The sequence below is a fragment of the Paenibacillus sp. FSL R7-0272 genome (assembly GCF_037969905.1).
GTDB lineage: Bacteria > Bacillota > Bacilli > Paenibacillales > Paenibacillaceae > Paenibacillus > Paenibacillus polysaccharolyticus.
The window spans coordinates 5,760,109-5,772,817 of record NZ_CP150221.1 but is presented as its reverse complement, the minus strand read 5'-3'; the positions used below and the strand labels follow the sequence as shown (position 1 = coordinate 5,772,817).

At 48.4% G+C, this 12,709-nt stretch carries 9 protein-coding genes; 8 read left to right on the top strand and 1 reads right to left on the bottom strand.

Annotated features, from left to right (window positions below; translation table 11 throughout):
- Positions 1-50: 50 nt before the first annotated feature.
- A complete protein-coding gene (locus tag MKY23_RS25425) occupies positions 51-959 on the top strand; it encodes a YitT family protein (protein ID WP_090922958.1) in 909 nt (302 codons plus the stop codon).
- A 332-nt stretch (positions 960-1,291) separates the two neighbouring features.
- On the opposite strand, the gene cls is transcribed toward MKY23_RS25425, so the two are convergent.
- On the bottom strand, positions 1,292-2,740 hold the full coding sequence (cls, locus tag MKY23_RS25420) for a cardiolipin synthase (RefSeq protein ID WP_090922960.1): 1,449 nt from the start codon (positions 2,738-2,740) through the stop codon (positions 1,292-1,294).
- Between the two features lie 334 nt (positions 2,741-3,074).
- Between cls and argC the strand changes: the two genes are divergently transcribed.
- The 7 genes from argC (at position 3,075) to argH (ending at position 12,573) form a co-directional block, all read left to right on the top strand.
- Positions 3,075-4,124, top strand: a complete 1,050-nt coding sequence (gene argC, locus MKY23_RS25415; protein WP_154891300.1) for an N-acetyl-gamma-glutamyl-phosphate reductase — start codon at positions 3,075-3,077, stop codon at positions 4,122-4,124.
- 146 nt (positions 4,125-4,270) lie between these two features.
- Positions 4,271-5,509 (top strand): bifunctional glutamate N-acetyltransferase/amino-acid acetyltransferase ArgJ, encoded by a 1,239-nt coding sequence (gene argJ, locus MKY23_RS25410; protein ID WP_339833058.1) that lies wholly within the window; start codon positions 4,271-4,273, stop codon positions 5,507-5,509.
- 444 nt (positions 5,510-5,953) lie between these two features.
- Positions 5,954-6,781: an acetylglutamate kinase gene (gene argB, locus MKY23_RS25405; protein WP_154959472.1), complete on the top strand. Its 828-nt coding sequence runs from the start codon at positions 5,954-5,956 to the stop codon at positions 6,779-6,781.
- A 471-nt stretch (positions 6,782-7,252) separates the two neighbouring features.
- The gene (locus MKY23_RS25400) at positions 7,253-8,506 is read left to right on the top strand and encodes an aspartate aminotransferase family protein (RefSeq protein ID WP_339833056.1); all 1,254 of its coding nucleotides are present in this window, start codon (positions 7,253-7,255) and stop codon (positions 8,504-8,506) included.
- A gap of 265 nt (positions 8,507-8,771) precedes the next feature.
- Positions 8,772-9,737 carry an ornithine carbamoyltransferase gene (gene argF / locus MKY23_RS25395; protein WP_090922966.1) on the top strand — a complete coding sequence of 322 codons (966 nt, stop codon included), beginning with the start codon at positions 8,772-8,774 and terminating at the stop codon, positions 9,735-9,737.
- A gap of 90 nt (positions 9,738-9,827) precedes the next feature.
- Positions 9,828-11,063 carry an argininosuccinate synthase gene (locus tag MKY23_RS25390; protein WP_090922968.1) on the top strand — a complete coding sequence of 412 codons (1,236 nt, stop codon included), beginning with the start codon at positions 9,828-9,830 and terminating at the stop codon, positions 11,061-11,063.
- Positions 11,064-11,169: 106 nt separating this feature from the next.
- A complete protein-coding gene (gene argH, locus MKY23_RS25385) occupies positions 11,170-12,573 on the top strand; it encodes an argininosuccinate lyase (protein ID WP_090922970.1) in 1,404 nt (467 codons plus the stop codon).
- Positions 12,574-12,709: the final 136 nt, after the last annotated feature.

Genomic DNA, 12,709 nt, shown 5'->3' with positions numbered 1-12,709 from the left:
AAATGTTAAGAAGATTATGGATACGTTATATAAAAGGAGCGCGCGACAACATGCAAGAGCAACAACATTCATATCCTCAACGCAAAAAGAGGTTAACCACCTTCATTCCCCTGAATGGGCCATGGCGGAACGTCATCGATACCCTGTTTATTATTGTGGGTTCGTTTTTGATTGCCGTAGCTTTTAATTTATTTTTATTGCCAAATCAAATCGCTTCAGGTGGTGTATCGGGTTTATCCATCCTCGGAGACGAGTGGTTGGGCTGGGAACCGGCATATACCCAATGGGCGATTAACATCCCGTTATTAATTGCAGGTTTCCTGTTGATTGGCAAACAATATGGTGTGCGTTCCATCCTTGGAAGCATTGTGTTGCCGCTCTTTGTATATTTGACGAGTCATTGGGAGATTCCGACGGCTAATCCGTTGCTCGGCTCTTTGTATGGGGGCATTGGTGTGGGGCTCGGGATTGGGATCGTGTACCGGGGCAGAGGCTCAACCGGGGGCATGAGTATTCTGGCTCGCATTGTGCAAAAATACAGTGGACTCAGTTACTCGCTATGTGTTGTCATCATGGATGCAACCGTCATTATTTTGGCAGCCTTTGTGCTGTCGCTGGAGCAGTCTCTGTATGCATTAATCGGGTTGTACGTTACGGGTAAAGTCATTGATGCCGTGGAGATGGGACTGGGATACTCGAAGGTGGCGTATATTATCTCTAACCAGACAGAACCGATTACTAAAGTCATTCTGGCTGATCTGGATCGTGGTCTGACCAAGCTGGAGGCCAAAGGTGGATATACGGATGACCAGCGAACGGTGCTGATGGTTGTGGTGGGGCAAAATGAAGTGCCGAGACTGAAAGCGCTGATCCGGTCTGTGGACCCGGGAGCGTTTGTCATCATTAGTAATGCGCATGAGGTGCTTGGTGAAGGCTTTAAGCGCGGTGAGCATATTTAAGGTTTAAAAGCATGAGGTAGATATAAAAAAGCAGATCCTCTCTTTACCCCGATTACGGAGAAGGGAGGTTCTGCTTTTATTTTTTAGGATATAGGATCTAGACTAGGCAGGTTTTCCTGTATAAGCAAAACAACCAAACTAACTAAAATTTACACATCAACGGAGATGACAGAAAAAATCTGTAGAAGCGAAGCGGTCGCCTTTATCACCGGATTTTCCCCTTTAGTAAAGGGAATTAAAAAATCTGGGGATAACAGCGATTGGAAGATTATTCTGTCATCGTAGTGTCTGTGTAAATTATGTTCTGTTATTTATATAGGTTCCTGCCGAGTTTACAAGATTGGAGACAGCAGACGAGAAATAGCTTCTTTGAAACGTATCATAAAACTGCGATTTTGGTATTCTTCCAGCGATAACTCTCGTGATACATGCAGATCATGTTCGAACGTCTGTACAAGTGTCGTTGCAATGGCCTCATCATACATAAAGGCATTGACCTCAAAGTTCAACCGGAAACTGCGGTAGTCGATATTGGCAGTTCCGACCGAAGCGACCAAACTATCAATAATCAATGTTTTGGCGTGGATAAACCCATTATCGTAGATAAATACTTTAGCCCCTACTTTTAGCAACTCTCCGATATAAGACAGCGTGGCCCAATACACAAAAGCATGATCCGGTTTATTGGGTATCATAATACGAACATCAATGCCTGACAGGCAGGCAAGGCGTATCGCTTCGAATACACTGGCATCCGGGATAAAATACGGGGTTTGAATAAGAATCGAATGTTTGGCACCATTAATCATTTTCAGGTAGCTGTTCTTGATGTGCTCGATCTCGGCGTCAGGGCCACTGGATACAATCTGCATGGCGGTCTGACCTGAACCCTCAATTTGAGGGAAATGAGAGGGAACATACGGCGTGTCATGTTGTTTGGAAGCTTCGTTCCAGTCGAGCAGGAAACGTGTTTGCAGCGCATGCACCGCATTACCTCGAATACGAAGGTGGGTATCGCGCCAGTAGCCGAATTTCGAGTTGAGTCCGAGATATTCATCCCCAACGTTGAAGCCGCCAGTATAACCGAGATTACCATCGATGATAACGATTTTGCGGTGGTTACGGTAATTCATCCGTAGGTTGATCAGACTGAATTTGGATGGGAAAAAGACTTCCACAAGTCCACCCGCTTCACGAAGTTCTTTGAAAAATCGATTTCTTACCCGTCGCGAGCCCAGCGCGTCGTACAGCAGACGAACCTTCACGCCTTCACGCGCCTTACGGATCAGCGCATCCCGAATTCGTTTGCCGAGGCTATCCCCACGATAAATGTAATATTGCACATGCACATGATCTTGTGCCGCCTCGATGTCATCGAGAAGCCGTTGGAACTTGTCTGTTCCATCGGTGATGATCTCAACGGCGTTATGCTCTGTCAGGAGTGCCCCATTTTGTTTGAGGTTCATATAAATCATGTCTTGGCTATTTTCTGTTGCCTTGTTGGAGAAAGGCGTGCGATTATCCTGCAGCTGGGCAAGCTGCGCCTCGATTCGTTCCTCCAAGCCAAGCTTCTTGCGCTCTTTCCATTGAAAGAGGCGATAGCGAGTCAGATTCTGACCCGTCAATAGATAAAGGATGAACCCGAAGACCGGAATAAAGTTCAATACCAGCAGCCAAGCCCAGGAAGCACTGGCATCCTTGCGTTCAAAGAAAACGACTGCGGCAGCGAAGATAATGTTCAGTCCCAGGAGCACAATAAGTAATATGGATTCGATATGCACTGTAGTCCCCCATGTCTCATAATGACCTTCGGAGTCCAGTTCAATGTGACCTTAATTAAAAAGGGTATGTGTATGAACAGGACTCTGTATGTAATGTTTCCTTCTACTATGTATTTTAACAGAAGAATCCTTGTTCGTCCCTAAGGTAAAAAGTTATCGTTCGGATTTGTTGGGAATCCGTGTAAAATTCATGATAGATGGTTGTATTTATATAACTAGAGTCGTATAATAATACACAAATATGCATAGAAGCGACGGATTTGTCTGCTCAAGCTTTGACAAAAACCTTGAGCAAGGCACAAGTAGCGCATACAACAGGATTGGGGGAGCGAGAGTGAATAACAAATTAAGAGTGGCAATCGTCGGTTCCACCGGCTACGGCGGGGTGGAACTGATTCGTTTTTTTCAGAATCATCCGCAAGTTGAAATTACATCGGTAATCTCTTCATCCAGCAGCGGGGAGTCCATCGCCGATGGGTTTCCGCATTTGACGGACGTGATTCGCAGGCCACTCGACGGTGTCGATCCGGCAGAGATCGCAAGTCGTGCAGATCTCGTATTCACCGCGACCCCGTCTGGCGTAAGCGCGAAGCTCGTACCGAGTCTGCTGGAAGCAGGACTGAAAGTGATCGACCTGTCGGGTGATTTCCGTTTGAAAGACGGATCGGTGTATGAGCAATGGTATAAACACCCTGCACCGTCAGCAGAATTGCTGGAGAAGGCCGTATACGGTATGGCTGAGGTGTATGGAGATGAAGTGAAAGGTAAGGATTTTATATCCAATCCTGGCTGTTATCCAACAGCTACGTTGCTGGGTCTGATTCCTGCGGTGGAAGCGGGTTGGATTGATCCATCGACCATCATTATTGATGCAAAATCAGGTGTATCCGGTGCAGGGCGCGGAACGAGTCTGACCAACCATTATGCAGAGATGAACGAAAACTTTAAAGCATACAAATTGAATAAACATCAGCATATCCCTGAGATCGAGCAAGTGCTCGGCAATATCACCGGAAGCCCGGTGACGGTAACTTTTACAACACAGCTTGTGCCGATGACACGCGGCATTATGAGTACGATGTATGCAAAGCTGACGGGTGAGCATAGTGATCAGGAGATTGTGGACTTATATCGTAAATATTATGAAAACAGACCTTTTGTACGTGTGCGTGAACCGGGTATTTGGCCTTCGACAAAAGAAGTGTCTGGATCGAACTATTGTGATATCGGATTTTCGGTAGACCCGCGCACAGGACGTTTGACGATCATTTCGGTGATCGACAACCTGGTGAAGGGTGCATCCGGGCAAGCGATTCAAAATATGAACCTGATGATGGGATGGGAGGAAAACCTCGGGCTGAACATGACACCAGTATATCCATAACATGTGGCTTGTGAACATTGCAGGGGGAGCGCGCAAAGAAGCGGTGTTCCATCTAAAAGTCATAAGGCATGGGTATAAGTTGGGGGAGTTTCAGTTGAAGCAGGCGGTTCATCAGCATATGGCTGAACGCATACGGGGGATATGATATGGGAACAAAAGTGGAGCATCAAGCTTTTACCGTAGTTGAAAATGGAACCATTGTTACGCCAGGCGGATTCTCGGCAGGAGGACTGCACTGTGGTCTGAAAAAAACATCACGCAACGACATCGGAGCGATACGATGTGATATCCCTGCGACAGCTGCAGCGGTTTACACGACGAACGTGTTTCAGGCTGCTCCGCTCAAAGTCACTCGGGAAAGCCTGAGCAACGGACGTTTGCAGGCTGTGATTGTAAATAGCGGTAATGCCAATGCATGTACAGGGCAGCAGGGTGAAGAGGATGCATATGCGATGCGTGCGGCAGCGGCTCGTGAACTGGGTGTGGCTGAAGAGGACGTGGCTGTGGCTTCCACAGGTGTCATCGGTGAATTGCTGAAGATGGATGCGGTACATTCGGGCATCAAGGCGCTTCCGGAACAGCTGGGCAAAGAAGCAAACGAAGCAGAACAATTTTCACAAGCGATTCTGACTACCGATTTGGTGAAAAAGGAAGCTTGCGTCTCCGTCGTTGTCGGCGGCAAGACGGTAACGATTGCAGGAGCGGCCAAAGGCTCGGGGATGATTCATCCGAATATGGCCACGATGCTGGCATTTATGACCTCGGACGCGGTCATCGGAGCAGAAGCGTTGCAGCGCCTGCTGCGCCAGGCGACCAACCATACATTTAACATGATTACCGTAGACGGTGATACCAGCACAAACGATATGCTCGTAGCAATGTCTAGCGGTTATGCAGGTAATGAAGAACTGACGATGGATCACCCGGATTGGGAGGCATTTGCTGCCGGGTTCACATATGTATGCCAAGTGCTTGCCAAAGCGATTGCCCGGGATGGTGAAGGAGCAACCAAGCTGGTGGAAGTGGAAGTGACAGGTGCGGTTAGCGACGAATCAGCGCAAGCCATTGCCAAAACCGTGATCGGTTCAAGCCTGGTGAAATCTGCGATGTTTGGAGCTGATGCAAACTGGGGCCGAATTATCGCTGCTGTAGGCCGTGCAGGCCAACCCGTAAACCCGGATACGGTAGATATCCGTCTCGGAGACATTTCTGTGCTCGCTCAGTCTCGTCCTGTTGTGTTTGATGAAGAAGCGGCGCTGGCATACTTGCAGACCGATACAGTGCGTATTGTAGTGGACCTGCATCACGGTGAAGGCAACGCTGTAGCGTGGGGATGCGACCTGACGTATGACTATGTGCGAATTAATGCAGCATATCGCACGTAAGTAGATGATATATCATGGGTATAAATTGTCTTATTCCTGATCGGACTCATTTCAAATGGATAAGATATCGAGATCGTCTTAAAATTAGGTTCACCAGAAAGTTTACTAAAGTACCTAAACGTTATTAAAGGTCTTGAACTTGCAGCTTCATCTCCAGAAAGCTGCGTACCATCATAGATGTAAAAATGTTTATAAGGATTAAACTTTTAAATATAAAAAATAAACGAATGTAGTGGAAGAGGCGGAATCGATTCTGTAGAAGCGTAGCGTGCGCATTTGTCTCCGGGTTTTCCCTTTGGAAAAGGGGAATCAGAAAAACCTGGAGACAACGGCGATCGAAAGAACAATCCGAATCTGGAACGGCCAGCGTTTATCTATATCTTTTATATAGGTGTTAATCCTTTATAACCCCATTAGGAAGGAGCCTTGCCCGTGAATTCAACCATGCCAAACGGCAGTACTGCAACGGAAGCAGGTACGGAAAAACAAATGTTTGTGATGAAATGTGGAGGCAGTACGCTGGCTGCATTGCCAGAGTCTTTCTTTGCAGATCTGCGTGATTTGCAGTCCTCGGGAAACGGCCCGGTCATCGTTCATGGCGGCGGCCCGGCAATCTCTGATAACCTGGCGAAGCTTGGGATCGAAACCGAATTTGTAAATGGTTTGCGTAAGACCACTGAGCCTGTATTGGACGTTGTAGAAATGGTGCTGGCAGGTAGCATTAACAAACAGATCGTCCGTTTGATCCAGCGTGTAGGCGGTCAGGCTTTGGGTGTATCTGGTGTCGATGGCGGTCTCATTCAAGCGAAACCGGTAGCAAACCATGCCGAAATCGGCTGGGTTGGTGATGTAACAAGCGTCAAAGCAGAGATTATCCAGGGGATCGTAAACATGGGCTATATGCCCGTTATTGCACCCGTAGGTGTGGATGCGAGCGGACAGCGCTACAACATTAATGCCGATACGGCTGCTGGAGCGGTAGCGTCTCATCTAGGCGTAAGTCGAATGATCGTCGTGACAGACGTACCAGGCATTATGAAGACGATTGGTGGCGAGAAAAAAGTACTGCCATCCGTATCCGTACAAGAGATCGAGGATATGATTCAAACCGGCGAAATCTACGGTGGCATGATCCCGAAGGTACGCGCAGCAATTGCGTGTATCCACGGCGAGGTGCGCGAGGTTATTATCGTGGACGGCAGCGAGCCGCAGATCCTGAGCCGTGTGCTTGGCGGCGAGACGATCGGTACACGAATTATCCGAATGCAGTAGATGTAATACGAAATTCAGACTTTAGGGTTTTATTTATATAAAAAAGAATTTGTACACGGTGTTTTTATAAGAAGTTGAATTTACACGTCAACGAAGAGGATAGAGAAACCTGAGGAGCGAAGCACTCTTTTATCACCGGATTTTTTTCTATATGTCATTGTCGAACAATATGTTACACAAAAACGGAGAAGACAGAAAAAACCTGAAAAAGCGAAGCGCTCGCCTTTATCACCGGATTTTCCCTTTGAGAAAAGGGAATCCAAAAAATCTGGGGATAACAGCGATTGAAAGGTTATTCTGTCATCGGAGTGGCCAGTGTAAACTGCCTTTAGTTCTTCAATAAATATGATCGAAAAATCAGGGTATAACAATGATTCGAAAGGTTGTTCTGTCATCGGAGTAATTCCCGTGTAAATAAAGGTTTTCTCATAATGGATCGCAGTGTACGAATCGACAAGGAGTGATATGGTCATGGCAAAAGGCAACGAACAGCCAGGTTCTGGCACAGCCGTAGCAGGAGTAGCAGCAAAAGGTGCAACGGCACCGACGGAAAGCTCACTTTTTCAAACGTATGCACGGTATCCAATTAGCTTGGTCAAAGGTAAAGGCAGTTGGTTATGGGACGATCAGGGGAACCGCTATCTCGATTTCATGTGCGGACTTGCTGTGACGAGCCTTGGCCATGCACCGGAGAAAGTCGGAGCGAAGTTGAAAGCTCAGATCGATGAGCTGTGGCACGTATCTAACTTGTTCCAGATTCCAGGACAGGAAAAGGCAGCAGCCTTGCTGACAGCCAACACCTGCGCTGACGCGGTCTTTTTCTGCAACAGCGGCGCTGAAGCGAACGAAGCGGCGATCAAAGTGGCACGTCGTTATCAGCAGAAGGTGAAGGGTGAAGATCGGTATGAAGTGATTACCTTTGCTCAATCGTTCCATGGACGGACATTGGCAACACTGACGGCAACCGGGCAGGATAAGGTGAAAGAAGGATTTTTGCCACTGCCAGCTGGATTTGTAACTGTGCCTTTGCATGATATTCCTGCACTTGAAGCGGCGATTGGACCGAAGACCGCAGCGATTATGCTGGAGATGGTTCAGGCCGAGGGTGGAGTATATCCGGTGGAGCCGGAATTTGTGAAGCATGTGCGTAAACTGTGTGACGAACACGGCTTGCTCATGATCGTGGACGAAGTACAGACAGGAATGGGACGTACAGGCAAGCTGTTTGCTCACGAACATTATGGTGTTGAACCGGACGTGTTCACGGTTGCGAAGGGCATTGGCAGTGGATTCCCTGTTGGCGCAATGTTGGGTAAAGGGTTTCTGCGTGATGCATTTACACCGGGTAGCCATGCAACGACATTTGGTGGCACACCGCTTGCTTCCTCTGTTGTTATTGCGACCATTGAGACGATGCTGGAGGATCGCTTGCCAGAGCGTGCAGCCGAGATGGGCGACTATCTGATGTCGTCTCTGCGCAACCGTCTTGCGGGGAACTCATTCGTGAAAGATGTGCGGGGCATGGGCTTGCTCGTAGGGATCGAATGCGCAGAGCCAATCGGAGATATTGTGCTGGCTGGACAGAAACGTGGCATTTTGTTTGTCTCGGCTGGGCCGAATGTCATTCGTTTACTCCCCAACCTGTATGTAAGCAAAGAAGAGATCGATGAGGCTGTGTCCTTGGTAGCGGCATTGATCGAGGAGCACGTTGCGGCGAAAGCCTGATCGCATGATACTAAAATAAAGTACTGAACCGGGGCCTTCATGGCCCCCGGCACAAATTATAGTGAAAGAATCCCTGTAGCCGCATGGTGATTATGCAGCAGAAGTAGTGGAGTGTGACGATCCACCCGATCCACCCGCAATATAGACTGAACGAAACCGGCTCTGACTCAAATTCATGTATAGAGAGAGTTAGTTCAGTTCAGCCATTGACGTGGAACTTCTGCCCGTGCGGGTGCAGGGAACCGGAAATGAGGAGGAACCAATAATGGCAGTACAGCACACAGACAAGGTCCAGAAAATTGATTTGAGAGGCCGGGATTTCATCGAATTCACGGACTATACGGCAGAGGAAATTCGTTACCTGCTTGATCTCGCGATTGAGATTAAAGGCAAGCAAAAAAGCGGTGTACCGTTCCAGCCCCTGAAGGGCAAAACGATCGGACTTATTTTTGAAAAATCATCGACACGTACTCGTGTATCCTTTGAAGTGGGTATGTTCCAGTTAGGTGGACATGCGCTTTTCCTGAGCAAAAACGACATTCAGCTGGGACGCGGCGAAACGACGCATGATACGGCTAAGGTACTGTCTCGTTATCTTGACGGCATCATGATCCGTACGTTTGGACACCATAATGTGATTGAACTGGCAGAACACGCGGATGTTCCGGTGATTAACGGCCTGAGCGATGCAGCACACCCATGTCAGGTACTGGCGGATTTCCAAACGGTGCTGGAGCATAAAGGCAAGCTGGCGGGTCTGAAAATGGCTTATGTCGGCGATGGCAACAACATGGCACACTCTCTGATGCTGGGCGCAGCGAAAATGGGGATGCATGTTGCAGTAGCCACTCCGGAAGGATATGAGCCGGACAGCACCGTGGTCGAGCAAGCTCGTGCGATTGCACAGGAGAGTGGCTCCGAAGTAGTCGTAACCTACAGTGCACAGGAAGCCGTGAAAGATGCTGATATTGTGTATACGGATGTATGGGCGAGCATGGGCTTTGAAGAGGAGCAAAAGATTCGTGAGCAGGCGTTTGCGGCGTATCAGGTCGATGAGGAATTGATGAAAGGTGCGAAGCCGGACTACATGTTCCTGCACTGCTTGCCAGCACACCGCGGTGAAGAAGTGAGCGCAGGTGTCATTGACGGCCCGAACTCGCTGATCTTTGATCAGGCAGAGAACCGTCTGCATGCACAAAAAGCACTGATGGCCGCTTTGATGAGCGAATAGTCGCGATTTGCGGCAATGGCTTGATTTTACACGCCAATTTGGCGATGATAGATGCAATATAGTAATTGATCTTGGGGAGGACCATATCACATGGCTAAGGAAAAAATCGTACTCGCCTATTCCGGCGGACTAGACACATCTGTAATTTTGAAATGGTTGAAAGAAACGTATGATGCAGAGATTATCGCGTTTACCGCGGATATCGGTCAGAAGGATGAACTCGACGGACTCGAAGAAAAAGCACTCGCTACGGGCGCTTCCAAAGTATACATCGATGATCTGCGCGACGAATTCGCGAAAGATTTCATCTATCCCATGTTCCAGGCAGGTGCCCTTTATGAAGGTCAATACCTGCTCGGTACAAGTATCGCGCGTCCGCTTATTGCTAAACGTATGGTGGATATCGCGCGTGCAGAAGGCGCTACAGCAATTGCTCACGGCGCTACGGGTAAAGGAAATGACCAGGTTCGTTTTGAGTTGAACGCAGCTGCACTGACACCGGACATTCAAGTGATCGCGCCTTGGCGTCTGGAAGAGTTCCGCAATCAGTTCCCGGGACGTGCAGAAATGATCGCTTACGCTGAAAAACATGGCATTCCGGTTACCGCTTCTGCGGCGAAACCTTACTCCACAGACCGCAACCTGCTACATATCAGCTATGAGAGCGGTGTGCTTGAAGATCCTTGGTTCGATCCGAGCGCGGATGAGAACAAAGATATGTTCCTGCTGAGCAGCGCACCTGAGGATGCACCGGACCAACCGGAGTACCTCGAACTGGAGTTTGAACAAGGTGACTGTGTTGCCCTGAACGGCGAGCGTCTGAGCCCGCTGCAAGTGATGGAGCAACTGAATGAACTGGGCGGCAAACACGGTATTGGACGTGTAGATATGGTAGAGAACCGTTTTGTCGGCATGAAGAGCCGTGGCGTATACGAAACACCGGGTGGAACGATCCTGTTCACGGCACATCGCAAAATGGAATCCATTACGATGGATCGTGAAGTGATGAACCTGCGTGACAGCTTGATTACACGTTACAGCACGCTCGTATATAACGGGTTCTGGTTCGCACCGGAACGTCTGGCATTGCAAGCTCTGGTAACGGAAAGCCAGAAGAACGTAACCGGTACGGTTCGTGTGAAACTGTACAAAGGAAATGTGATTGGCGCAGGCGTGAAAAGCCCTGTCAGCCTGTACAATCCGGACATTGCTACCATGGAAGCTGATCCATCTGAAGCTTATGACCAAGGTGATGCAACAGGCTTTATCCGCCTGAACGCACTGCGTTTGAAAGTACATTCCGGTGTGGAGCAAAACAAAAAATAATTCACGGCGTGTGTATCACGCTACATCATAATTACTGACAAGGCGGGCCGTTCTTGCACATTCTGGCAGGGGCGGCTTTGTCCATGAGCGAAAGGGGATACTCACTGTGAGCAAGCTGTGGGGAGGACGTTTTACGAAGCAAACCAACCATCTGGTTGAAGAATACACCGCATCCATCAATTTTGACAAAGCATTGGCGGAAGAAGATATTCAAGGCAGTTTGGCCCATGTGACGATGCTGGGCAAATGCGGTATTTTGCCGGCTGAAGATGTGGAAACGATCAAAGAAGGCCTGATTACCGTTTTGCATAAAATCCGTGCAGGTGAAGTGGAATTCTCCGTATCAGATGAAGACATCCACATGAATATTGAGAAAAATCTGATTGAAACGATTGGCCCTGTCGGCGGTAAACTGCATACAGGTCGTAGCCGGAATGACCAGGTGGCAACCGATATGCACTTGTATCTGCGTGAACGTGTCGTAGGTTTTGTTGGCATGTTACATGCTTTGCAGGAAGCGCTAATCGGACAGGCTAAAGACAATCTGGATACGATTGTACCGGGTTATACCCATTTACAACGTGCTCAGCCGATTTTGTTTGCACACCACTTGATGGCCTATGTATCGATGTTCCAGCGTGATGCGGAGCGTCTGATGGACAGCTACAAACGGATTAATGTACTGCCACTTGGTGCAGGGGCACTTGCGGGCACAACGTTCCCGATTGATCGTCATTTTGTAGCAGAACAGCTTGGTTTTGATGGAGTATATGAGAACAGTCTGGACGCGGTAAGTGACCGTGACTTTATCGTGGAGTTTCTGGCAGCCGCTTCCCTGATCATGACTCACTTGTCCCGTCTGAGTGAAGAGCTGGTGCTGTGGAGCAGCACGGAGTTTGGTTTTGTAGAGCTGGATGATGCGTTCTGCACAGGCAGTAGCATTATGCCGCAAAAGAAAAATCCCGATGTTCCCGAACTCGTTCGTGGGAAAACAGGACGTGTATACGGTAATCTGATCGGATTGCTGACCGTGCTGAAATCTCTTCCGCTGGCTTACAACAAGGATATGCAGGAAGACAAAGAAGGTATGTTTGATACGGTAGCAACACTTGAAGGGGCGCTTCAGTTGTTTGCTCCAATGATCGCTACGATGAAAGTAAACAAGGATCGTATGCGTCAAGCGGTAAACCAGGACTTCTCCAATGCAACGGATATTGCGGATTTCCTCGTCGGTGAGGGTCTGCCTTTCCGTCAAGCGCATGAGGTGATTGGTAAAACGGTATTGTACTGCATCCAGAACGGCAAATATTTGCTTGATCTGACGATTGATGAATTCAAACAATTTTCACCGCTGTTCGATGATCGGATCTATGCTGTGTTACAGCCTGAAGCAGTAGTTAACGCTCGTAACGTATACGGTGGAACAGCGTCTAATCAGGTCGCGGAAGCTATTTCTCGTAGTGAGAAGCTGCTGGGACAGACGGAGCAATGGATCGAGAATCGGGGTTAACACCTAGGGGCAGTACTCAGTGAAGATCTGACGATGATCTGAATGGGATAGGATGTTACTGATTGTGATCAATGGGAACTAAAAGAAGCATGTTCAAGAGATGTACTCTCGGACATGCTTCTTTTTTAGGTTTCCT

What these genes read in the sequence shown, in the direction of transcription:
- MKY23_RS25425 (WP_090922958.1), top strand. Translation starts at nt 51, where the DNA reads ATGCAAGAGCAACAACATTCATATCCTCAACGCAAAAAGAGGTTAACC.
- argJ (WP_339833058.1), top strand. Translation starts at nt 4,271, where the DNA reads ATGGGAACAAAAGTGGAGCATCAAGCTTTTACCGTAGTTGAAAATGGA.
- argB (WP_154959472.1), top strand. Translation starts at nt 5,954, where the DNA reads ATGCCAAACGGCAGTACTGCAACGGAAGCAGGTACGGAAAAACAAATG.
- MKY23_RS25400 (WP_339833056.1), top strand. Translation starts at nt 7,253, where the DNA reads ATGGCAAAAGGCAACGAACAGCCAGGTTCTGGCACAGCCGTAGCAGGA.
- argF (WP_090922966.1), top strand. Translation starts at nt 8,772, where the DNA reads ATGGCAGTACAGCACACAGACAAGGTCCAGAAAATTGATTTGAGAGGC.
- MKY23_RS25390 (WP_090922968.1), top strand. Translation starts at nt 9,828, where the DNA reads ATGGCTAAGGAAAAAATCGTACTCGCCTATTCCGGCGGACTAGACACA.